The organism is Aurantimonas marianensis (genome assembly GCF_024195285.1).
Classification (GTDB): Bacteria; Pseudomonadota; Alphaproteobacteria; order Rhizobiales; family Rhizobiaceae; genus Aurantimonas; species Aurantimonas marianensis.
Genome location: NZ_JALHBS010000031.1, coordinates 1 through 23070 on the forward strand (window position 1 = coordinate 1; position 23070 = coordinate 23070).

Annotated in this window: 16 protein-coding genes and 1 pseudogene; 11 read left to right on the forward strand and 6 right to left on the reverse strand. The window is 64.0% G+C overall.

All coding sequences use genetic code 11. The features are described from left to right. Both MJ956_RS05395 and MJ956_RS05400 read right to left on the reverse strand, forming a co-directional pair. Window positions 1-2699, reverse strand: a 2699-nt coding sequence (locus MJ956_RS05395; RefSeq protein ID WP_253963453.1) for a nitrate reductase subunit alpha, incomplete at its 3' end; no start/stop codon positions are given. Between the two features lie 17 nt (window positions 2700-2716). After that, on the reverse strand, window positions 2717-5443 hold the full coding sequence (locus tag MJ956_RS05400) for a nitrate/nitrite transporter (RefSeq protein ID WP_423724804.1): 2727 nt from the start codon (window positions 5441-5443) through the stop codon (window positions 2717-2719). Between the two features lie 239 nt (window positions 5444-5682). Between MJ956_RS05400 and MJ956_RS05405 the strand changes: the two genes are divergently transcribed. Beyond that, window positions 5683-6450 (forward strand): helix-turn-helix domain-containing protein, encoded by a 768-nt coding sequence (locus tag MJ956_RS05405; RefSeq protein ID WP_253963454.1) that lies wholly within the window; start codon window positions 5683-5685, stop codon window positions 6448-6450. A gap of 148 nt (window positions 6451-6598) precedes the next feature. On the opposite strand, the gene MJ956_RS05410 is transcribed toward MJ956_RS05405, so the two are convergent. Then, entirely contained in the window at window positions 6599-7483 is an 885-nt protein-coding gene (locus MJ956_RS05410) for a FadR/GntR family transcriptional regulator (protein WP_253963455.1), read from the reverse strand. Between MJ956_RS05410 and MJ956_RS05415 the strand changes: the two genes are divergently transcribed. The 8 genes and pseudogenes from MJ956_RS05415 to MJ956_RS05450 all read left to right on the forward strand — a co-directional run bounded on the left by MJ956_RS05415 (window position 7473) and on the right by MJ956_RS05450 (window position 15495). Beyond that, window positions 7473-8480: a Bug family tripartite tricarboxylate transporter substrate binding protein gene (locus MJ956_RS05415; RefSeq protein WP_253963456.1), complete on the forward strand. Its 1008-nt coding sequence runs from the start codon at window positions 7473-7475 to the stop codon at window positions 8478-8480. The genes MJ956_RS05410 and MJ956_RS05415 overlap by 11 nt on opposite strands. A gap of 87 nt (window positions 8481-8567) precedes the next feature. Further along, window positions 8568-9062, forward strand: coding sequence for a tripartite tricarboxylate transporter TctB family protein (locus tag MJ956_RS05420; protein ID WP_253963457.1), 495 nt, complete (start codon window positions 8568-8570; stop codon window positions 9060-9062). Then, window positions 9062-10597, forward strand: a complete 1536-nt coding sequence (locus tag MJ956_RS05425) for a tripartite tricarboxylate transporter permease (RefSeq protein ID WP_253963458.1) — start codon at window positions 9062-9064, stop codon at window positions 10595-10597. The genes MJ956_RS05420 and MJ956_RS05425 overlap by 1 nt, the downstream gene beginning before the upstream one ends. Next, window positions 10594-11874 carry an LVIVD repeat-containing protein gene (locus MJ956_RS05430; protein ID WP_253963459.1) on the forward strand — a complete coding sequence of 427 codons (1281 nt, stop codon included), beginning with the start codon at window positions 10594-10596 and terminating at the stop codon, window positions 11872-11874. Before MJ956_RS05425 ends, MJ956_RS05430 begins: the two co-directional genes overlap by 4 nt. 27 nt (window positions 11875-11901) lie before the next feature. Further along, window positions 11902-12885, forward strand: a complete 984-nt coding sequence (locus MJ956_RS05435; protein ID WP_253963460.1) for an aldo/keto reductase — start codon at window positions 11902-11904, stop codon at window positions 12883-12885. A 36-nt stretch (window positions 12886-12921) separates the two neighbouring features. Beyond that, window positions 12922-13848: an alpha/beta fold hydrolase gene (locus MJ956_RS05440; protein ID WP_253963461.1), complete on the forward strand. Its 927-nt coding sequence runs from the start codon at window positions 12922-12924 to the stop codon at window positions 13846-13848. A gap of 104 nt (window positions 13849-13952) precedes the next feature. Continuing rightward, window positions 13953-14721, forward strand: a pseudogene (locus tag MJ956_RS05445) (fumarylacetoacetate hydrolase family protein). A gap of 18 nt (window positions 14722-14739) precedes the next feature. Further along, entirely contained in the window at window positions 14740-15495 is a 756-nt protein-coding gene (locus MJ956_RS05450) for a TSUP family transporter (RefSeq protein ID WP_253963462.1), read from the forward strand. 158 nt (window positions 15496-15653) lie between these two features. Here the strand turns inward: MJ956_RS05450 and MJ956_RS05455 are convergent, their stop codons facing one another. After that, complete coding sequence (locus MJ956_RS05455; protein WP_253963463.1) at window positions 15654-17984, reverse strand: ComEC/Rec2 family competence protein; 2331 nt, start codon at window positions 17982-17984, stop codon at window positions 15654-15656. A 113-nt stretch (window positions 17985-18097) separates the two neighbouring features. Here MJ956_RS05455 and gltX point away from each other — a divergent pair, with 113 nt between their 5' ends. Beyond that, window positions 18098-19519 (forward strand): glutamate--tRNA ligase, encoded by a 1422-nt coding sequence (gltX, locus tag MJ956_RS05460; RefSeq protein ID WP_253963464.1) that lies wholly within the window; start codon window positions 18098-18100, stop codon window positions 19517-19519. Window positions 19520-19669: 150 nt separating this feature from the next. Further along, the gene (gene gltA / locus MJ956_RS05465; RefSeq protein ID WP_253963465.1) at window positions 19670-20962 is read left to right on the forward strand and encodes a citrate synthase; all 1293 of its coding nucleotides are present in this window, start codon (window positions 19670-19672) and stop codon (window positions 20960-20962) included. Between the two features lie 49 nt (window positions 20963-21011). Here gltA and lpxB read toward each other — a convergent pair whose 3' ends face one another. After that, on the reverse strand, window positions 21012-22187 hold the full coding sequence (gene lpxB, locus MJ956_RS05470; RefSeq protein WP_253963466.1) for a lipid-A-disaccharide synthase: 1176 nt from the start codon (window positions 22185-22187) through the stop codon (window positions 21012-21014). Next, complete coding sequence (locus MJ956_RS05475) at window positions 22184-23068, reverse strand: LpxI family protein (RefSeq protein ID WP_253963467.1); 885 nt, start codon at window positions 23066-23068, stop codon at window positions 22184-22186. Before MJ956_RS05475 ends, lpxB begins: the two co-directional genes overlap by 4 nt. Window positions 23069-23070: the final 2 nt, after the last annotated feature.

A 23070-nucleotide genomic window follows, 5' to 3' on the forward strand; every position in this document is an offset into this window, starting at 1 on the left:
AAGCGCTTGTAGAGGTTGGGATAATCCCGCTCCACCGCGATGTAGTTCGGCGCGGTCTTGCCAGGGATCAACTCGCATTGGCCAGCCTTCCAGTCGGCCACGACCGATTGGGCCAGCTCGCCGGGGCTGTCGTGCTGCATCGGCAGCGCGACCACATCGGTTTCCACTCCCAACACCTCGGGCGCGATTTCGGAGAACTTCCTGGCCAGGGCCTTGAAGATCTCCCAATCCGATTTCGACTCGTAAGCCGGGTCAACGGCCGCCTGCAGCGGGTGGATAAACGGGTGCATGTCGGACGTGTTGAGGTCGTCCTTCTCGTACCAACTGGCCGTGGGCAGGACGATGTCGGAATAGACGCATGTGGTCGACATGCGGAAGTCCAACGTTACCAGGAGATCGAGTTTCCCCTCGGGGGCCTGATCGTGCCACTTGGCCTCGATCGGCTTGACCCTGCCTTCCTCGCCCAGATCCTTGCCGAGGACGCCGTGATCGGTGCCCAACAGATGGCGCAGGAAATACTCATGTCCCTTGCCCGATGATCCCAAAAGGTTCGAGCGCCAGACAAACAGGTTGCGCGGCCAGTTTTCAGGAGCGTCCGGGTCTTCGCAGGACATTTCCAGCGTGCCCGACTTCAGCCCTTCCGCCACGTATTCCGGGGCCGTCTTGCCCGATGCCTTGAGCGCGCGGCCGATCTCCAGCGGATTGGTCTTCAGCTGCGGCGCCGAGGGCAGCCAGCCCATGCGTTCGGCCTGGATGTTGTAGTCGATCAGGCTGCGCTCGGCCCAATCGCCCGCCGGTGCCGTCGGCGACAGGATCTCCCCCGCCGTGACGGTTTCGTAGCGCCATTGGTTGGTGTGGGCGTACCAGGCCGAGGTCGAGTTCATGTGCCGGGGCGGGCGTGCCCAATCCAGCGCGAAGGCCAGCGCCGTCCAGCCGGTCTGCGGGCGAAGCTTTTCCTGGCCTACGTAGTGCGACCAGCCGCCGCCCGACTGACCGACACAACCGCACATCACCAACATGTTGATGATGCCGCGATAGGCCATGTCCATATGGTACCAGTGATTCAGGCCGGCCCCCAGGATCACCATCGACTTGCCGTTGGTCTTTTCGGCATTGGTGGCGAATTCACGCGCGACGGCGATGATGCGGTCGCGCTTGACCCCGGTGATCTTCTCGGCCCAAGCCGGCGTAAAGGGCACATCGGCGTCGAAAGACGTGGCGACATGTTTGCCCCCCAGCCCACGGTCGAGGCTGTAATTGGCGCAGAACAGGTCGAAGACCGTCGTCACCAGTGCCTCGCCATCCTTCAACTTCAGGCGGCGTACCGGGATATTGCGGGTCAGCACGTCGGGGTGGTCGCATTTGGTGAAATGCTCGCTCGCCTCGCCGCCGAAATAGGGAAAATCGACGCCGACCACGTCGTCGCGGTCCTCTTCGAGGATCAGCGTGGTCACGAGGTCGACAGGCTTCTCGCCGGCCTTCTCCTCAAGATTCCAATGTCCGCCCTGTCCCCAACGAAAGCCGATCGAGCCATTGGGGACAACGATAGAGCCGGTCTTGCTGTCGATCCCGACCGTCTTCCAGTCGGGATTGTTGGATTCTCCCAAGGCGTCGGTGAAATCGGCGGCGCGCAGCATCCTGCCCGGAACGTAGCGTCCGTCCTTTTCGTCCAGCCGCACCAGCAACGGGAAATCGGAATATTTGCGGGTGTAACTCTCGAAATACGGCACCTGCCGGTCGAGGTGATATTCACGCAGGATGACGTGGCCAAACGCCATCGCCAGCGCGGCGTCGGTGCCCGCCTGCGGATTTAGCCAGATATCGCCGAACTTGGCGGCCTCGCTGTAATCAGGACTGACCACGGCGGATTTGGTTCCGCGATAGCGTGCCTCGGTATAAAAATGCGCGTCCGGCGTGCGGGTCTGCGGCACGTTCGATCCCCAAAGGATCAGGAAACCGGAATTGTACCAGTCGGCGCTTTCCGGCACGTCGGTCTGCTCGCCCCAGGTCTGCGGACTGGCGGGCGGCAGATCGCAGTACCAGTCGTAGAACGACATGCAGGTGCCGCCCATCAGGCTGAGGTAACGCGAACCGGCGGCATAGCTGACCATCGACATCGCGGGGATCGGCGAGAAGCCGAAGACGCGGTCGGGTCCGTAGGTCTTGGCTGTGTAGGCATTGGCCGCCGCAACCATCTCGCTCGCCTCGTCCCAGCTCGCGCGGACGAACCCGCCCTTGCCCCGAATTCTGGTGTAGCTATCCCGCTTGGCCGGATCGGCCTGGATCGCCTTCCACGCCTCGACGGGGCTCATGGTCTTGCGCAGCTCGCGCCACAGACGCATCAGCCGACCACGGACCAGTGGCGTCTTCACCCGATTGGCGGAGTATAGATACCAGCTGTAGCTTGCCCCTCGCGAACAGCCGCGCGGCTCATGATTGGGCATGTCGGGCCGGGTCCGCGGATAGTCGGTCTGCTGGGTCTCCCAGGTCACGATCCCGGACTTGACGTAGATCTTCCAGCTGCACGACCCGGTGCAGTTCACCCCGTGGGTGGACCGTACGATCTTGTCGTGCCGCCAGCGGCTCCGGTAGGTTTCCTCCCAGTCACGGCTTTCCACCGTGGTCTGACCGTGACCATCCGCGAAAGTGTCCTGGCGCGTGGATTTCAGAAAATTCAGTCGGTCGAGAAGATGGCTCATCAAGCTGTCCTTTCAGATCAGGCTGCGGAGATAGCGGGCGCGGCAGGCCCAGCCCGGTCATGTGCCAGAAGGCCGCCGGGACGGGTGTAGTAGGCCCAGGTCAGCGCGACGCAGATCGCGTAGAAGCCGAGGAACCCCCACAGAGCCGCCACGGGTCCGCCGGTCATGGCGATCGAGGTGCCGTAGGCTTTCGGGATGAAGAAGGCGCCGTAGGCCGCGATGGCGCTGGTAAAGGCGATGATCGCCGCGCTCTCGCGTTCGGCCTGCCTGCGCAGCGCGCCCCCGTCCAGCTCCGGCATCAGGCGCGGGATTTCCCGCGCCATGATCGCGGGGATCATCTGGAAAGTGGAGGCGTTGCCGATTCCGGTCAGGAAGAACAACGCCATGAACGAAGCGAAGAAGCCCCAGAACGCGCCCGGCTGTTCCTTGATGCCGAGGAAGAAGATCACCCCCAGCACCGCCACGATCATGCCCAGAAAGGTCCAGAAGGTGACCCGGCCGCCGCCGAACTTGTCGGAAACCCAGCCCGTTCCGGCGCGCGACAGCGCCCCGACCAACGGCCCGAGGAATACGAACTGCAGCGCGTTCACATCGGGGAACTGGAGCTTGGTGAGCAGCGGGAAACCAGCGGAATAGCCGATGAAGCTGCCGAACGTGCCGGTGTAAAGCACGCACATGATCCAGTTGTGCTTGCGGCTAAAGATGATTGCCTGCTCCTTGAAGCTGGCCTTGGCGTCGGCGATGTCGTTCATCCCGACCCATGCAGCGATGGTGGCCGCGATGATGAACGGCACCCAGACGAAGCCGGCGTTCTGCATCCAGAGCTGGCCGCCATCCGACATGGTCTGCGGCTGACCGCCCAATGCGCCGAAGACACCGGCGGTGATGACGAGCGGCACCAGGAACTGCATGACGGAGACGCCGAGATTGCCCAGCCCCGCATTCAGCGCCAGCGCGTTGCCCTTTTCCGCCTTCGGGAAGAAGAAGGCGATATTGGCCATCGACGAGGCGAAGTTGCCGCCGCCGAAGCCGCACAGCAGCGCCAGAACCAGGAAGATCAGGTACGGCGTCTCGGGATTTTGCACTGCGTAGCCGATGCCCATGGCGGGCAGCAGCAGCGAGGCGGTGGAAAGGGTCGTCCACAACCTGCCCCCGAAGATCGGCACCATGAAGCTGTAGAAGATGCGCAAGGTCGCCCCGGAAAGCCCCGGTAGCGCCGCCAGCCAGAACAGCTCGCCCGGCGTGAAATCGAAACCGATCGCTGGCAGGCGCGCCACGACCACCGACCACACCATCCAGACCGAGAAGGCCAAAAGCAGTGCCGGAATCGAGATCCAGAGATTGCGGCGCGCGATGCGACGGCCTTTGTCCTCCCAAAAGGTCTTGTCCTCGGGGTTCCACTCGTCCAGCACGCGCGTCCGCGCTTGCTGGTTCGCATGGTGGATTTCCTGCATCTCCGGCAGTTGGGGCAGCTCATCGAGCGCCGCGCCCTGCGCTCCGCGCTCCATCGCCCGGATCGACAGATGCATCCAGGCCAGCGAGATGGCGACGATCACGAAGAGCAGCGCGAAACAACTGGTGTAGATACCGGTCAGATCGAGCAGCGCGCCGAAGGCGATCGGCAGGACAAAACCGCCAAGGCCTCCGATCATGCCGACTAGCCCGCCGACCGCGCCGACATGGCCGGGATAGTAGACCGGGATATGTTTGAACACCGCCGCCTTGCCGAGGCTCATGAAGAAGCCCAGCACGAACAGCGTAATGACGAAGGGCCATTGCCCCATCTCCGTGGAGAACGCGATGGGGCCGTCCTTGCCTTGAATCACGTAGTCCGTCGGCGGATAGGACAGCATGAACAGCAGGATCAGCGAAAAGCCGAAGGTCCAGTACATCACGGCCCGCGCGCCGAAACGGTCGGACAGATGCCCGCCATAGGCCCGAAACAGCGAGGCGGACAATGAGAAGGCCGCCGCCGACATGCCGGCGGTGCGGATGTCGTGGTTGTAGACGTCGACCAGATAATGCGGCATCCACAGCGCCAGCGCGACGAAGGCGCCGAACACGAAGAAATAGTAAAGGGAAAAACGCCAGACTTGGAGATTTTGCAGCGGCGCGAACTGCTCGGCGAGGCTCGGCGCTTTCGCGCCGGACTTGCGCCGAGCCACCAGTGCCGGATCATCCTTGGCGAAGAGATAGAAGACCACCGCCATCAGCGCCAACGCAGCGGCCCAGACATGAGCGACCCCCTGCCAGCCCAAGGCCACCATGACGAAGGGGGCAACGAATTTGGTCACCGCCGCGCCAACGTTGCCGGCACCGAAAATGCCCAGGGCCGTGCCCTGCCTTCCCGCATCGTACCAGCGGGATACATAGGCGACCCCGATGATGAAAGAGCCGCCGGCAAGGCCGATACCGAGCGCGGCGACGAGATACATCGTATAGGAGGACGCCCAGGTCAGCATCCATGTCGCCGCCGCGGTCAGCAGCATCTGAGTCGTGAATACGATGCGACCGCCGTATTTCTCCGTCCATACGCCCAGGATCAGTCGGGTAAGCGAACCGGTCAGGATAGGCGTGGCGACCAACAAACCGAACTCGAACTCGTTGAGCCCCAGCTCGGCCTTTATCTCGACGCCGATGATCGAAAAGATCGTCCAGACCGCGAAACAGGCCGTGAAGGCGATCGTGCTCAGACCCAAAGCCCGTGTGCGCTCGGCGTCCGTGACCTGTGCCTTCTCCATCATTCGCTTTCTCCGCTTCCGACGCGTTTCGTCGGGTTGGAGTGGAACGGAAGGAGCGGCCGCGACTTGACCGAGATCAAACGAGAATGGCCGGCGAGAGCAATCGAGCCGTATTTGATGATAGGCGCCGCGATGCTCTATCTTTGTCAAACGGACGGATGCTGTATTGTCGAGATCCCCTAGATCAATATCAATCCGTCAATTACCAATTATCAAGCGGCCAATCGGAGGTAAGTTGATTCATGCGTGAAACGGTGCTTCCCGCGGTCCGCAGCCTTCCACTGTTCCGATCAATGGCTGATGAGAATTTCCTCGTTCTGACGCGAGGGGCGTACGATCAGACCTTTCCGCCGCAGATCCAGCTGATTGACGAGGGCGCATCCGCAGATTTCCTCCATATCGTCGTGGAGGGCTCCATCGAACTCTTCGCGAGCTGGCAAGGACGTGAAACCACGCTGGCGGTGGTGCGGCCGCTTTCCACCTTCATCCTCGCCGCTTGCATGCAGGACGCGCCTTACCTGATGTCGGCGCGCACGCTCGAGAAAACCCGACTGATCCTGGTGCCCAGCAGCGATGTGCGAACCATCTTCCGCACCGATTGCGAATTCGCGCTGGCCACCATCGCCGAGCTTTCCGCCGGTTACCGCGGCATGGTCCGACATGCCAAAGGACTGAAGCTACGGAGCGCGCGCGAGCGACTGGCAGCCTATCTCTTGCGTCAGGCCGAAGACGGCGGCGACAGGGCAAGCTTTGTCCTGCCCATGGAAAAGCGGGTGCTCGCCTCTTTCCTCGGGATGACACCCGAGAGCCTCTCGCGGGCGATGAAATCACTGCAGGCGGATGGCGCCGTAGTCGATGGCCAGCGGGTCATCATCACGGACCGCCCTGCCCTGCAGGCGCTGGCGCAACCATCTCGGCTCATTGACGGTCCGGACGAAGATGTTTTGATCGACCAGCGGACAGCGCGGTCATTCGAGCAGGGCAGTCAAGCCCGTGGCGGGGCTGCTTGAGGAAATCCGCCGCGCAAGGGAGATTGATCTTCGGCAAAGGTGCGACCCATGACTTTCCGCTGTCTCGGGAACAGACGTCGGCAGGCGCCAGTGCGGCCGCGATCATGTTCTACGCCGAGGCGTTCGACGTGAAGCGGGTGGTGCGAGCCTACCGCAGCGTGGCACGCTTCGGCGGGTATCCGGCCGCCGAACTTCGCGGCGCCGAGAGCACATCCCCGCGCTCCCATTTCTGACCAGAAATCGCCGAACAAACCGTCTGCATATGGCGAGCCGTAGCCGTTGCGGCGGCGACTGGATCGCGAGACTCGAGCGCCACAAAAATGGCGCGGTGCTCGACACGATAACGATCCCGCAGCGCCGGGCTGAAGGAGGCCCGCTTCAAACGGTCCCATTCCGCTGTGCTGCGCATGGTCCGCATCATCTCCATGACCATCATGAAGACCGCGTTCTGGGTGGCCTCTGCCAGGGCACGGTGAAAGGCAATGTCCCATTCCTCGAATGCCTCGAACGTGTCGGCAGTTTCGGAGCGGACAAGGCACAGTTCCAATCGTTCCAGATCCTCCTTGCGTGCCCGCAGCGCCGCCTCGCGCGCTATGGCCGGCTCCAAGACTAGGCGGGCGTCCATAAGTTCGATCGGTGATGCGCCCGCCGTCACCGATCCGGCGGTGGAGAGTGCGTCGGCAACGAAGGTGCCGCGCCCAACCTGTCGGACGATCGCCCCCTCCATTTCGAGGCGGGCCAAAGCCTTGCGGAGAGTCGCACGATTGACGGCCAGGCGGTCGGCAAGCGCTCGTTCGGTGGGCAGCCTTGCGCCGGGGCCAAGGCCATCGGCACGCAAGAGCTCACGAAGCTCATCGAGTGCTTGTTCGGCCGACCCTCGCCTGACGTCGATATCCTGCATCACGTTTTCATTGGTTGACAATATTAAACCATAGCTATACCATTTTACGCTAAAGGTCAACCAATAGACCTCGCAGCAACACGAAGACCGCGCGGCGAACCGCGCACAGGGAGGTTTCAAGATGAATTTCACCACAGATCTGTCGCGTCGTCGATTTCTCACAGGCACTGCGGCGGGTGCCACCGCGCTTTCGCTCGGTCTCGGCCGAACGGCATTTGCCCAGGATTACCCGGCCGGCAACATGGAAATCACCATCCCGACTGGCGAAGGGGGCGGCGCGGATCGGGACTCGCGTGCTTTCGTTCAGGTCTGGCGCAAATATCTGAATACGAACTTCGAGTTCGGCTATTATCCCGGCGCCGCCGGCCAGGTCGGCTACGAATTTTTCATGAAGAAAGAGCCGAACGCCTACAATCTGCTGTTCTCGAACCTCGGCCCGGAGGTCATCATGCTGACTCTCCAGAACGTGGGCATCGATATCGGCAAGGATCTGGTCTACATTCGGCGTACCAGTACCGAACCAATGGCGGTATGGGTTGGCCCGAACTCTCAGTTTGAATCGCTCGAGCAACTCGTCGAGGAGGGCAAGAAGCGGCCGGTCAGCATTTCGGTCAGCCGCCTGCCGCATCCGGCGTCGATTGGGATGCTGGCGCTCGGCGAGGCGACCGGTGCACAATTCAACCTGATCCCGTTCGGCGGCGGCAATCCGACGGCGATGGCGGCGATCACCGGCGAGGTCGACGCTTCCGCATTGCCGCTCGCCAATCCGATCGCGCTGGGCGATCAGGCCCGCGTCCTCGGCATTTTCGCCAATGAGAACACCGTGCCCGACGCCACCGGCAATGCGCCCACCGTGAACGGAGCGCTCGGCACCGATCTGCCGGAACTGTTCAGTTCGCGTGCCTGGGCGGTCCACGCCGCGGCGCTCGAGCAATACCCCGAGCGGGTCGAATTGTTGAAGTCCAGCATCGATCAGACCATGGCCGATCCCGAATATGTCGAGGCGGTCAAGGCGGCCGGCGTTCCGCCCGAGTTCATCACGCCCGGCGATCAGGAAACGGCGATGGCGGAGGCCGCGGCGACGCGCGAACTCGCTGAGCGTTATCGCGATCTGCTGACTGGCAGCTGATCCCTCCTTTGGCAGGGAAGTCCTATCCTGACGGGGCGGTCGCGCGACCGCCCCGTCTCCCATCCGGTCGAAAGCAGGATCTCTTCCATGTTGGATCGCGAAACGAGGAAGCCGGTCGGGGCTGATCTCATCATTCCCGTCGCCGCGGGCGCCTACGCAATCTACTACGTGCTCTCCGTCTGGAACTTTCCCTGGCAGGCGCAGATGAGCGGCATCATCCTCGCCGCGCTGATGCTTCTGCTTGTAGGAATCTATCTGGTGCGGGTCGTGATCGGACTGCGCCGCGAACGTTACACGCTGGGCTTCGGCGATTTCTTCGGCGCGCCGTCGTCGCGAGCCAGCCGCGCCATCTTCGTCGCGCTCATCGTGGGCTATATCCTCGCGGTTCCCTATCTCGGCTTCACCATCACAACATTTGTCTTCCTCGCCACCTCTGTCCTCGTCGCCGGAGCGCGACCGGTCGGGCGCGCCGTTTTGACGGCCGGTCTCGCGGCTCTCGGCGGCTGGATCTTTTTCATTGTTCTCCTGAATACAAGGTTTCCGCAAGGACCCTTCGAGCAGGCCATGGGAGCCATCTTCTGATGGAGTTCGACGCCGCCTTTATCACGGGCCTGTTCCTGCATTCCTTCAGCCTCTGGTGGATCATCATCCCTGCCGTGCTGATCGGCATTGTCATGGGCGCGATTCCCGGCTTCGCCGCGCACAACACGATCATCATCCTGTTGCCGCTGACGCTCGCCCTCGATGTGGAAGTCGCCCTGGTGTTCATGGTCGCGCTTTACAGCGCCTCGCATCTCGGCGGTGGAATTCCGGCGATCCTGCTGAATATTCCGGGCACCGGCGGCGCGGCGGCGACTACCCTCGACGGCTACCAGATGACCAGGAATGGTCAGGCTAGCAAGGCGCTCGCGGTCTGTTTCGTGGCCTCTGTTGTCGGCGGACTGATCAGTTCGATCGCAACGCTTTTCGCGCTGCCGGCCCTGTCGCGCGTCGGCTACTACGTCCACAGCGTCGAGATGGTCGTGATCATGCTGTTCGGTCTGGCGCTGATCGCCTCGATCGCGGCGCGGGACATGTTGAAGGGCCTGATCGCGGGTGCCTTCGGACTGATGCTCGGCGCGATGGGCGCGGACCATATCTACGCGACGCCCCGCGGCACCTTCGGTTTCCTCGAGCTGTTCGACGGTGTGCCGCTGGTGCCCGCGCTGATCGGCCTCTTTGCCATCTCCGAGGCACTGGTGATGCTCGAGCAGAAATGGCTCGTCGATACCAAGGAGACGGCCGCCGTTCAGACCGCCACCTGGTCGAACAGCATGAGCGAGACTTTCCAGGCGTTCCGCAAATGGTGGCTGATCACCTGGACCAGCTTGCTCGGACTCGTCATTGGCGTGCTGCCGGGCGCCGGCGCCTCGATCGCGGCCTTCGTCGCCTACCAGCAGGCCCGACTGTTCTCCAAGACGCCGGAACGTTTCGGCACCGGGTTTTCGGATGGCGTCGCAGCGCCGGAAGCCGCCAATAACGGCGTCACCACCGGAACGTTGGTGCCGCTCCTCGCCATCGGCGTACCGGGCGGCAGCACGGCGGCGGTCATGATGGTGGTACTGCAGTTCCACGGTTTCCCGTTTGGCCCGCGGCTGTTCGTGGAAGCCCCGGAACTGGCCTATGGCGTCATCACCGCGATGGCGGTGTCCTACGTCTTCATGCTGCTCACCATCGTCCCGATGGTCCGATACATGTCGCGGATCACCGTGGTGTCGACGATGTATCTCGCACCGATGATCGTCGCGTTCACGCTGGTCGGCGCCTTTGTGCCGCGCGGGTTCCTGTTCGATATGGGGATCGCCTTCGCCTTCGGTATTATCGGCTACATTGCGCGCAAGACCGGCTATCATGTCGCGGCCATTCTGATCGGGGTGATCCTGGGACCGCTGATCGAGCGCTCGTTCATCCTGGCCATGCGCATTTCCGGGAACGACCCGATGGTGATGTTCTCCTCGACCATTGGCAACATCCTCTGGGTTCTGCTGATTTTGAGCCTGCTGCTGCCTGTCGTCACGGCGCGTTGGCGCGACAGGAAAGCGAAGGCGGCGGAAACTCCGACGGGAGCAGGTCGATGAGCCGGGCGGATCAACCGCTTTCCAACCGGGTACGCCAGATCGCGATGCTCGATATCCCCGGCGGCGGTCAGGTTGTGGTCGACGGCCACCACGTCTTCGTCGGACACATGAAGCCGCCCTACGGCACCTCGATCATCGACGTCTCCGACCGGCGAAATCCGAAGGTCGTGGCGGACATTCGCCTGGAGACGGACGCCTCGCACACCCACAAGCTGCGTGTGGTCGGCGATTTGATGATCACCAATGTCGAGCAGAACGACCGTCATTTCAAACGGCGCGCCAAGGGTATCGCCGCCGCCGAGGCGGCGCTACGTGACGAGCTCGGCCGCGATCCGGGCGAGGCGGAGGTGGCGGCGCGGGTCGGCGTCGCGCCCGGCGACATGCCGCGACTGCGCAAGGCCGCGAACGAAAGCTATGACGAGGGTGGCTTCAAGATCTGGGACATTTCCGACCGGACCAAGCCCTCGTTGCTCGCCTACCAACGCACCCATGGCGTCGGCGTCCACCGTTTCGATGCCGACGCACGTTACGCCTACATCTCGACCGAGATGGAGGGCTATGTCGGCAATATCCTCGTCGTCTACGACCTGGCCGAGCCGGCCCGGCCGCGCGAGGTCGCGCGCTGGGCGCTGCCCGGCCAGCATGTGGCCGGCGGGGAGACGCCACATTGGCAGGGCCTGAAGAACCGCCTCCACCACGCCATGCGCTGCGGCGACGAGTTATGGGCGGCGGTGTGGAACGCCGGAATCCGCGTTATCGACGCGACCGACATCACCGACCTCAGAACCGTCGGCGCCTATGACTACCATCCGGCAATTCCGGAGCCGACCCATACCGTCATGCCGTTCGAGAATCCGATCGGTGGCCGGCGCATCGCCGCGGCGATCGATGAGGAGCACGACCATTTGCACGGCCGGCTGCATGGGTTCCTCTGGCTGTTCGACGCGAGCGACCTGAGCGATCTCAAGCCGCTGTCGATCTTCAGCCTGGGCGAGCACGCCTCACCCTACAGCGGCGCGCCAGGCAGGTTCGGCGCGCACCAGTTCCACGAGCGGCTGGATACGACCCTGATCTACGCCACCTGGTTCTCCGGAGGACTGCGGATCATCGACGCCAAGGATCCCTCTTTGCCGGAAGAGGTCGGCTTCTTCATCCCCGAACCGCTCGGCGACGAGCCGAGCCCGCAGTCGAACGACGTGGCGGTCGGCGACGACGGCGTCATCTATCTGCTCGACCGCAATCGCGGCCTGCACATTTTGGAGTTCGAGGGGGCGTGAGGTCTTGAACGAAGGATCGGAGGCGACATGAAAACCCGGAAGCTCGGCGAACAGGGACTGACCGTCTCGGCCATCGGCCTCGGCTGCATGTCGATGACCGATATCTATGGTCCGGCGGATCGCGAGGAGTCGATCGCGACGATCCACTACGCGCTGGATCGTGGCGTCGACTTCATCGACACCTCCGACATGTACGCCAACGGCCGCAACGAGGAGCTGCTGGGCGCGGCGCTGGACGGCCGGCGGAAAGACGCCGTTCTCGCCACGAAATTCGGCAATCTGCGGCTCCCGGACGGCAAGACGGGTGTGAATGGCACGCCGGAATACGCCCAAGCTGCCTGCGAGGAGAGTCTGAAGCGACTCGGAACCGAGGTGATCGATCTCTATTATCTGCATCGTGTCGATCCGAACGTGCCGATCGAGGAGACGGTCGGCGCGATGGCGCGGCTCGTCGAGGCGGGCAAGGTCCGCTTCATCGGCCTCTCGGAGGCCGGTGCGTCGACGATTCGCCGCGCCCACGCCGTGCATCCACTCAGCGCGGTCCAGACCGAATACTCCCTCTGGACCCGCGACGTGGAAGCGGAGATCCTCCCGGCCTGCCGCGAACTGGGCATCGGCTTCGTGGCCTATTCGCCGCTCGGGCGTGGGTTCTTGACCGGCGCGATCGGCGCCGAGGCCGATCTGGCGGAGAAGGACCGGCGTCGCGACATGCCGCGTTTTACCGGCGAGAACCTGGCGCGGAACCTCGGGCTGCTTGCGAGCCTGCGGACCTTAGCCGACACCCATGGTGCGACACCCGCGCAGGTGGCGCTGGCATGGCTCTTGTCGCGCGGCGAGGACATCGTGCCGATCCCGGGTACCAAGCGGCCCCAACGGATCGACGAGAATGCCGCGGCGCTCGATCTCACCCTCGGCGACAGCGAGCTGGCGCAACTCGACGCGACCTTCCCGCCCGATGCGGCTGCTGGCCTGCGCTATCCGGAACCACAGATGAAGCGGCTCGGCATCTGAGCCGACCGAATGATCCCCAACCATCAGGAACAAGACATGCAGGACGATATTCGCGCGACGACGAAGACCGAAGGCAAGGAACACCGCACGACATCGAACGGCCAGGAGGTTTTCGTCTGGGAGAAGCCGAGCGTGGGCGAGGGCCCGGTCCGGGGCACGATCTTGTTCGTGCACGGCTCCTCGATGGCCAGCCAGCCCACCTTCGACCTGCAGGTCGACGGCATGCCGGAAGCCTCGGTGATGGACTGGTTTGCCAGCCGCGGCTTCAACACCTGGTGTTTTGACTGCCGCGGCTATGGCCGTTCCTACAAGGGCGAGGACGTTTTAGCGACGATCGCCGACGGTGCCGACGATGCCAAGGCGGTCTCCGATTTCATCATCGAGCGCGGCGAGAAGGGACCGCTGCTAGTCTACGGCATTTCGTCCGGCGCGCTTCGCGCGGCGACGTTTGCCGAACGCCACCCCGATTGCGTCAGTCGCCTCGCGCTCGATGCGATGGTCTGGACCGGCGAGGGCAGTCCGACGCTGGAGCAGCGGCGCAAGAAGATCGACGCCTGGCGTGGGACCGTCCGCCGTCCGGTCGACCAGGAATTCATGTGGTCGATCTTTAATCGCGACCATCCTGGCACCGTCCATGAACGCTTCGCACAGCCCTTCATCGATCAGGTGTTGGCGCTCGACGACTCGATGCCGAACGGCACCTATATCGACATGTGTACAAGGCTGCCGCTGGTCGATCCGGAAAAACTGGAGGCGGCGACGATCGTCATGCGCGGCGAGTTCGACGGCATCGCCGGCGTCGATGATCTGCTCGCCTTCTTCAAGCGGTTGCCGAACGCGGACAAGGAGTTCGCGTTCATGAAGGGCATCTCGCATGCGTCCTTCACCCAGAAGAACTTCCTGATCGCCTATCAGATCCTGCACGGCTTCTTCACGCGGCCTGCATCGGACTATCACGGCTGAACTCCCCGGCGAACAAGCAGACACTGGATAGGAAACCCGGCACGATGAAGTTCATACGGTATGCAAAGAACGGCGAATCCAGGATCGGCGTCGTTGAGAATCAGATGGTGCGGGCGATCGAGCCGGCTGTCTCCGACATGGTGGAACTGATCGAGAATTACGATCGGCTTCGCGGCGAAATCCACGCCGTGGGCGACCCGATGCCGCTCGACAGCGTGGCGATCGAAGCGCCGATCCCGGCACCGCGCCGCAACATCTTTTGCGTCGGCAAGAATTATCACGCACACGCCAAGGAATTTTCCCAGAGCGGCTTCGAGGCCGGCGCGGTGGCGGGAGCCGAGATCGACGACTTTCCAGCCGTCTTTACCAAGCCGGCCTCATGCGTGGTGGGAACGGGCGCCATCGTGGATCTGCATAGCGACGTCACCCAGTCCGTCGATTACGAGATCGAGCTCGCCCTGGTGATCGGCAAGGGCGGCCGCAACATCCCCAAGGCCAAGGCTTACGAGCACATCTGGGGCTACATGATCGTCAACGACGTGACCGCGCGCGACCGCCAGAAACAGCACAAGCAGTGGTTTCTCGGCAAGGCACTCGACACCTTCTGCCCGATGGGACCTTGGATCGCCACCGCGGACGAGGGTGAACGGCGAGGTCCGGCAGCAGGCGAACACCAGCGACCTGATCTTCGACATCCCTAGCCTCGTCGAGACGATTTCGGCCGGTCTGACCCTGGTGCCCGGCGACATCATCGCCACCGGTACGCCGGTTGGTGTCGGGATCGGCTTCAAGCCACCGCGATTCCTCAAGCCCGGTGACACCGTGCGCATGAGCATTACGGGGCTCGGCACGCTCGAAAACAGCTTCCAGTAGGTTCGAGGGCGCAGCCTGATGCTGAGCGGACCGCTCGCCCTGGCCGGGCTCGCCGTGCTGGTTCTCGGCACGTCGTTCCTCAGCGGCGTTTTCGGCATCGCCGGCGGCATGGTCCTGATGGGCGGGCTTCTGTTCCTGATGCCCGTCCCGGCCGCGATGATCCTGCACGGCGTCACGCAGTTAGCCGCCAATGGCTGGCGGGCAGTGCTATGGTGGCGCTACATCGATTTCTGGGTCGTGGCGCGGTTCGCCGCCGGATCGGCGGCGGCGTTGGGGCTGTTTTCGTTTCTCCTGCTGGTACCGGATCGCGCCACCGTGCTGATCTGCCTCGGGCTGGTGCCTTTCATGGCCTTCGCCCTGCCCCAGCGCTACGCCCCCCACGCCCGCCGGCGTGGCGCCGCCGAATTTGCCGGCTTTGTCGGAACCGGCCTGCAGTTTGTCTCGGGCGTGTCGGGACCGCTCCTCGACGCATTTCTCGTCCGTATGCCCGTCGATCGCCGCATCATCGTGGCCAGCAAATCGGCCTGTCAGGTCTTGGCCCATGGCATGAAGCTGGTCTATTTCGGCGTCATCGTAACGGCGGGAGATGGCGTTGTCTCGCCCTGGCTGTTGCTGATGGGCGCGGGCCTGGCGGTGGTCGGTACCTCGCTGGCCCGCACCGTCCTCGATCGGATCACCGACCGCCAGTATCGAACCTGGACCAAGGCCATCGTGCTGGGGATCGGCACGGTCTATCTCGTCCAAGGACTCGCGATCCTTGCCGCCCCAGGTTAGGGATGTGCGTACTTCGAAACGAGGTCGAAAATCCGCCGGTTAGGATTGCACTCGATTTTTAGGGGCAACCTCCTCAGCACCGGCACGATCGCATCGCTCCTAGCGAGGGCTTGTCTTCGGCGTCAAGCGCGACGCCGCAGCGGTTCCTGACGGACCCTTCATTCGCTGTCGGCCGAACCCGCCTCCTCTTCCCGCCGCGGGGCTGTCGCGGAGATCTTCGCCGCCGGCTTGCGCCAGTATTCCGGCCACGGCGCCAGCCGATGGCGATTCCATTCGGCCGGCGGGTCCGCGATCGCTTGATCGACGATCGGCCTGCCGGACAGAGCGTCGCGCCGGATCGCCAGCGAGCCGGTTCGCCGCAGGGTTCGCAACGTCACCAGGACCGCGCCCGAGCGGCAGGCGGACAGGCGGATCGCGCGGGCGACGATGGCAATGTCGCCGCCATCGCACGCGATGCCGGTCTTCTCGTAATCGTCCGTCCAGACGACCTTCAACCCGTCGCGGGTCTCGAAGCGGCAAAGCGCTTCGTCGCAATCGGCCCCGATACGCCGGCGCGGTTTCCGGTTGGTCGACGGCCTCCCCCTCGCCTCGAACGCCCGCTCCCATTGCGCGGCGATGAAATCGTTCGCTCGTCCGCGCAGAAAGGCGAGTTGCCCGTCCTCGGCGATCAGTGCCACCTCCTTGCCGTCCTCGAATATGAGGAGCTCAGGCGGCGGCACGCGGTCCGGTGCAGCCGCTAGTCCGGCGAGCGCCAACGGAACCGCCACATAGCGTAGGCGGCTCGCGAAGTATGAGCCCGCCAGGATGGCCGCCGTCAACAGAGCCAACCCCGTGGCCGTGGTCAGGCCGATCGCCTGATCCGGCAAGCGCTCGTAGACGAAGCGCGCGATCTCAAGGACGACGCCGATGCCGTAGCCCATCGCCTGAAACGCCCATGCGTCGACACCGAACGGCATCGCCAATGAGCCGATCAGCGCCAGTGGCATGATCCAGAGGGTGAATAGCGGCATGGTCAAGACGTTGGCGACGAGGCCGAACGTTGACAGGCGATGGAAATGGTATGCCGCATAGGGCGCCGTGGCGGTTCCGGCGATCAGCGAGGTCATCGCGATCGCCGCGAACGCCAAGAGAATGCGACGCCCCCAGGCCCGGCTTCCCGGTGGGACCGCGGACGACCGCGTCCGGCGCCGCGAAAGGGCCGCGTAACCGCCGATAAGTGCCACCGTCGCGGCGAAACTCATCTGGAAGCTGGCGGTCATCACCGCGTGCGGCGTCAGTGCAATCACGACGATGGCGGCGATCGAAACGTTGCGGAGCGTCAGAGCCGGGCGATCGAGCAGGACGGCGGTGAGCATGATGGCAAGCATGATGAAGGCGCGCTGCGTCGCGATATTCGCGCCCGACAGTGCGAGATAGAACGCGGCAACGATAAGCGCGGCGACAGCAGCGATTTTCTTGATGGGAAATCGCAACGCGACCGCCGGCACGAGCGCGAACATCGAGCGGACGAGGAGCATGGCGAATCCCGCGACGATCGCCATGTGCAAACCGGAAATCGAAAGCACATGGGCGAGCCCGGTTCCGCGCAGCCACTCCTCCGCCTCGTCCGGAATCCCGGTCCGTTCGCCTGTGACGAGCGCGGCGGCGATGCCGCCCTCCGCTCCGCCGATGATCTGGCTGATGCGTTCGGTCATGGCCAGGCGAACCGTCGAGAGACGGTTTCGGAACCACGCGCCGAAACCGTTTCGCGACGCCGTGCCCAAGATGTCAGGCACGGGCGGTTCTGGCGCTCCCAGGGAGAAGCCGTACGCGCCGATCCCGTTGAAGAACGGCGCGAAGGCGAAATCGTGGGAGCCCGGAAAAGCAGGACCGGACGGCGGCCGCAGGCGGACGAGGCCGCGGAAGTCGCCGCCGGGCGAAATCGGGGCGTGGCGGCTGCCGACGACGATCCGCACCCGTTCCGGCGGGCGCGAAAGGACCGGCCGTTCGGTCGAGGCGATGTCGATCACATATCGATAACGACCGCTGTCGGTGCGCTCACGTGATACCACGGTGCCGGCGATCCGCACCGTCGCCTCGCCCGAGAACAACGTCGTGTCCGTGCGTTCGATCTCGGTCATGGCCAAGGCGGCGCCGGCAAGGACGAAGCCGGCGCAAACCAGCGACGGGCGAAGCACCGGCCGCCCCGGAACGCGGACGGCGAGCGCCAGAAGCGCGATCGAAGCGATGGCGGCGACCGCCAGACCGGGGCGCCAACCGATGCCGTAAACGATTACCACCCCGACCATCAGGCCGATTGCGATCAGATGAAAGCCGGAGCGATGGCGGGTCTCGTCCTCCAATTGCATGGCCAACCAGCCGGCGGTAATCGCTCCCCATTCGGCGCGGGGCGGCGGCCGGCGCCCGCGCCACGCTCTGAAGCGGGCGGAACGGGCACGCCGTCCCTTCTGCTCCTTCGCGCTGTCGTCCTGATCGGCGGCTGTGTCCATCGGCTCCGGGTCCCGTCGCCTTGTCTCTCCCCTCGCCTATGCTACACAGCCGACAGGCGAAAGCGATCACCCGCGATCGCCCAATCTGCCCTGACTTTTCGATCGGAGACGCCATGACGGATACCGTCGTGACCCGCTTTGCCCCTTCGCCAACCGGCTTCCTGCATATCGGCGGCGCGAGGACGGCGCTGTTCAACTGGCTCTATGCCCGCGCAACCGGCGGCAAGATGCTGCTGCGGATCGAGGACACCGACCGCGGGCGCTCGACCGAGCCGGCGGTTCAGGCGATCATCGACGGCCTCGCCTGGATGGGCCTGTCGGCGGACGAGCCCCCGGTCTCTCAGTTCGCGCGCGCGCCGCGCCATCGTGAGGTGGTCGAGGAATTGCTGGCCAAGGGCGCGGCCTATCGCTGCTACGCCAGCCAGACCGAACTCACTGAGATGCGGGAGAAGGCCCGGGCCGAGAAGCGTCCGCCGCGCTATGACGGGCGCTGGCGCGACCGCGACCCGTCCGAGGCGCCAGCCGACATCAAGCCGGTGATCCGGCTACGCGCTCCGCTTGACGGCGAAACGGTGGTCCATGATCGCGTCCAGGGCGACGTGCGGTTCCCCAACAAGGATCTGGACGATTTCGTGCTTCTGCGCTCGGACGGCAACCCGACCTACATGCTGGCTGTCGTCGTTGACGATCACGATATGGGCGTCACCCACGTCATTCGCGGCGACGATCACCTGACCAATGCCGGGCGCCAGACGCTGATCTACAAGGCGATGGGCTGGGACGTGCCGGTGATGGCCCATATCCCGCTCATCCACGGGCCGGACGGAGCCAAACTGTCGAAGCGGCATGGCGCGCTTGGCATCGAGGCCTATCGAGCCATGGGCTATCTGCCGGTGGCGCTCAGAAACTATCTGGTGCGGCTTGGCTGGAGCCATGGCGACGATGAGATCATCTCGACCGAGGACATGATTGCCTGGTTCGGCATCGACGATATCAACAAGGGTGCCGCACGCTTCGATTTCGCCAAGCTGGAGGCGATCAATGGCCACTGGATTCGCCAGAGCGACGACGCGATCCTGGTCGACATGCTGATGAGCGAGCGTGACGTGCTACCGAACGGCGCGATTCTCAAGGCGCGCCCCGACGACGAGGTTCGCGCGAAGCTGACCGCCGCGATGCCGGGTCTGAAGGGTCGGGCCAAGACGTTGGTCGAATTGGCCGAGAGCACCAACTATCTGTTCTCGGATCGTCCGCTCGATCTGGAGGAGAAAGCCGAGGCGATTCTAGCCGATGGCGGGCGCCCGATCGTCGCGGCGTTGCTGCCGCAATTTGCGGCGGTGTCGACCTGGTCGGCCGGCGAGCTTGAAACGCTTGTTCGCGCCTATGCCGAGGCGAACGGGCTGAAACTCGGCAAGGCCGCGCAGCCGCTGCGGGCCGCGTTGACCGGACGCACGACCTCGCCGGGCGTCTTCGACGTCCTGGAGGTGCTCGGCCGCGACGAGTCGCTGGCGCGGCTGGGCGACCAGGCTGGTTAAGCCGGCCCTCACCGTCCGGACTTCGCGATGCAACATGGATTTGCCGCCGGAACTTGTCGCTCCGGCGGCTTTGGAGTAGGCAAGCACTGAGGAAAACGTGTGCGCTGCGATAGGTTTCGACCATTGCGGCAACCATCGAAGGGAAAACGCATGGCGGAACAGTCGGCGAAGCTCACATCGGGAACGACAGAAGCGGGGCTGGACCTGCGCAGCGGGACCATTGGCCCGGATGTCGTGGACATCACCACGCTCTACAAACAGACCGGTCTGTTCACCTACGATCCCGGTTTTTCGTCAACAGCTTCCTGTGAATCCAAAATCACCTATATCGACGGCGACGAGGGCGTGCTGCTGCATCGCGGCTACCCGATCGACCAGCTCGCCGAGAGGGGCGATTTTCTGGAGACCTGCTATCTCCTGCTTTATGGCGAGTTGCCGACGGCGCGGGAGAAGGAGGATTTCGAGTATCGTGTGACCCGTCATACCATGGTCCACGAGCAGATGAGCCGCTTTTACACCGGCTTTCGCCGCGACGCGCATCCGATGGCCGTCATGGTCGGTTCGGTCGGCGCCATGTCGGCTTTCTACCACGATTCGACGGATATCGCCGATCCGCACCAGCGCATGGTTGCGAGCCTGCGGATGATCGCCAAAATGCCGACGATTGCGGCGATGGCCTACAAATACCATGTCGGCCAGCCCTTCGTTTATCCGCGCAACGACCTCGCCTACGCCGAAAACTTCCTGCACATGTGCTTCGCGGTTCCCTGCGAGACGTATCAGATCAATCCTGTGCTCGCGAGGGCGATGGACCGAATCTTCATCCTCCATGCGGACCATGAGCAGAACGCCTCGACCTCGACCGTGCGGCTTGCCGGTTCTTCGGGCGCCAATCCCTTCGCCTGCATCGCGGCGGGCGTGGCGTGCCTGTGGGGACCTGCCCATGGCGGTGCTAACGAGGCGGCACTGAACATGCTGACGGAGATCGGCACCAAGGACCGCATCCCCGAGTTCATCGCCCGCGCCAAGGACAAGGACGATCCGTTCCGCCTGATGGGCTTCGGTCACCGGGTCTACAAAAACTACGACCCCCGCGCCAAAATCATGCAGAAGACCTGTCACGAGGTTCTCGACGAACTCGGTATCAAGGACGACCCGCTGCTCGAGGTCGCGATGGAACTCGAGCGAATCGCGCTCACGGATGAGTATTTCATCGAGAAGAAGCTCTATCCGAATGTCGATTTCTATTCCGGCATTACGTTGAAGGCGCTCGGCTTCCCGACGACGATGTTCACGGTGCTCTTCGCTGTGGCCCGGACGGTCGGCTGGATCGCCCAGTGGAAAGAGATGATCGAGGACCCGCATCAGCGCATCGGCCGCCCGCGGCAGCTCTACACCGGAGCGACTATGCGCGATTATCTGCCGGTCGACCAGCGCAACTGAGAGCCGCGATTCCCATCGCAGGCGGTAACGGGCGCTGCGGCGCCCGTTTCTATTTCAGGTTGGTCGGACGGCCTTGCCGCACGAGATCGAGCACGATGTCGGCAGCGGCCTCCCCAGGGGGGCGTTCGATCGCCATCGCGTCGCGGATCTCGGCAAAGCCGGCGAGTTGCGCCCGCCGTTCGGGCGTGTCGGTCAAGAGGCGCTGAAGACGGCGCGCAAGCAGTTCCGGGCGCACAATTTCGTGGAAGTGCTCGGGCACCAGCGGATGACCTACGATGAAGTTCGGCAGCGCGGCCGTCCACGCTGAAATGAGGTGGCGAAACCGGTAGCCGATTGGATCGAGGCGGTAGGCCAGCGCCATCGGGACATCCGCCAGCGCCAGTTCCAGCGATACAGTGCCGGACGCTGCGATGGCGGCATCGGCCTTGGCGAAGGCTGCCCATTTTGCCGCCTCGCCGGTTACGACCATCGGCTTGTTTTCCCAATGGGCGATCTTTGCCTCGATGATCGGCCGGTGGCGCTCCAGCGTGGGAATGATCGCGGTCAGCCCCGGCGTCATCGTGAGCAATCGCTGGAAGGTCATGCCGAAATCGTCGATCAGCCGGTTGATCTCGCCCCGGCGCGAGCCGGGAAGGATCACAAGCGTCGGGGAAAGGGCCGGTGTGCGATCGGCCGCGGGTCGGTTTGCATCCTCCACCATTCGGCGCAGGGCGGGTGTCGTCATCAAGGGGTGACCGACATAGGTCGCGGGCGGGCCACCCAGCCGGCACAAAGTCTCGGGTTCGAACGGCAAGGCGCAGATCGCGTGGTCGACATAGGGGCGCATGGAAGCGGCCCGCCCTTCCCGCCAGGCCCAGACCGTCGGCGGGATATAGTTGGCGATCGGCATTTTCGGCAGCCGCGTCCTCACCCGCCTGGCGACGCGGTGTGAAAAGGTCGGGCTGTCGATGATCACCAAGGCATCCGGCTTGGCGTCGACGATGAAATCCGCCGTCTGCGAGACCCGGCGCAGCAATTGTGGCAGTCGCGCAACGATCGCCCCGATGCCGATGATCGACAACTCGTCGATGTCGAAGAGGCTGGTCAGCCCCTCCGCCTGCATCGCCTCGCCGCCAAGACCGATGACGCGCAACTCGCCGCCCGCCTGGCTGCGGAGCGCGCGAATCAGATCGGCGCCGATTCGATCTCCCGAGGGTTCTCCGACGACAAAGCCGATGGTCGTCAATTGTGCTCTCCCGATGCGATGATATCCGGCACGGCCTCGTCCAGGCCCACGAGCGCGATGTCATGACGATCGGCCGCCGCGATCACGTCATCGAGACCCAGGATCAGACTGCGCCCGGCGGTGACGCCGATGGCGGAAATACCGGCGGTGGCCGCTTCCTCGATCGTCGCGACGCCGATGCTGGGTAGATCGAAGCGCTGATCCTGCTGCGGCTTGACGCTCTTGACCAGAGCGCACGGCTCGCGCCTGCCGATTTTGCCACCGGCCTTCAGCTCGGCAACCCGCGCCAACATCGCCCGGGTTCCCTCGATTCCTTCGAGAGCAATCACCCGATTGTCCGATGCGACAACCGCCTGACCGATGTCCAGTTCGCCGAGTTGGCGGGCAGCCTGCGCGGCGAGTGAAAGCGCTGCGATCTCATCGCTTCGCGGCGTCCGGTGGCCCAGCGGACCCAGAGGCGCCAAAAGGCGTGGCGCGATCTCCTGAACGGCCAAGACCTCGAAGCCTTCGCGCTCGAGATAGCGGGTGAGCGTCCGCAAAAGCCGGTCGTCGCCGCCGCGCACGATCCGCAGCGCCGCGGGAAGCCTCAGTAGCGTCCGCACACTGGGCAGCAGCGAGCGGAAATCCGGTCGTCTGGATACGGTTCCACAAAAAATCAGACGACGAACGCCGCTCGCTGTCATACAGGCGATCGCGTCTCCGGTGCGGCCCCATGCAAAGGCGCCGCCGTCGTATCCGGTCCAGTCGTCGTCGATACCGTCACCGATACGCACGACGACCGGTCGCCAGCCCGCTGCGCGAGCCGCCTCGGCGACGATTCGGGGGAGCGATCCGCCGCCGGCGACGATCCCCAGTGCCTCGCCGGGGTGATCCGGGCTCACGG

Bases quoted from the DNA above. Each gene is read 5' to 3' on its own strand.
- MJ956_RS05435 (WP_253963460.1), top strand. From the start codon at position 11,902: ATGAAAACCCGGAAGCTCGGCGAACAGGGACTGACCGTCTCGGCCATC.
- MJ956_RS05420 (WP_253963457.1), top strand. From the start codon at position 8,568: ATGTTGGATCGCGAAACGAGGAAGCCGGTCGGGGCTGATCTCATCATT.
- gltA (WP_253963465.1), top strand. From the start codon at position 19,670: ATGGCGGAACAGTCGGCGAAGCTCACATCGGGAACGACAGAAGCGGGG.
- MJ956_RS05415 (WP_253963456.1), top strand. From the start codon at position 7,473: ATGAATTTCACCACAGATCTGTCGCGTCGTCGATTTCTCACAGGCACT.
- MJ956_RS05425 (WP_253963458.1), top strand. From the start codon at position 9,062: ATGGAGTTCGACGCCGCCTTTATCACGGGCCTGTTCCTGCATTCCTTC.
- MJ956_RS05455 (WP_253963463.1), bottom strand. From the start codon at position 17,984: ATGGACACAGCCGCCGATCAGGACGACAGCGCGAAGGAGCAGAAGGGA.
- MJ956_RS05450 (WP_253963462.1), top strand. From the start codon at position 14,740: ATGCTGAGCGGACCGCTCGCCCTGGCCGGGCTCGCCGTGCTGGTTCTC.
- MJ956_RS05400 (WP_423724804.1), bottom strand. From the start codon at position 5,443: ATGATGGAGAAGGCACAGGTCACGGACGCCGAGCGCACACGGGCTTTG.
- MJ956_RS05405 (WP_253963454.1), top strand. From the start codon at position 5,683: ATGCGTGAAACGGTGCTTCCCGCGGTCCGCAGCCTTCCACTGTTCCGA.
- gltX (WP_253963464.1), top strand. From the start codon at position 18,098: ATGACGGATACCGTCGTGACCCGCTTTGCCCCTTCGCCAACCGGCTTC.
- MJ956_RS05440 (WP_253963461.1), top strand. From the start codon at position 12,922: ATGCAGGACGATATTCGCGCGACGACGAAGACCGAAGGCAAGGAACAC.
- MJ956_RS05430 (WP_253963459.1), top strand. From the start codon at position 10,594: ATGAGCCGGGCGGATCAACCGCTTTCCAACCGGGTACGCCAGATCGCG.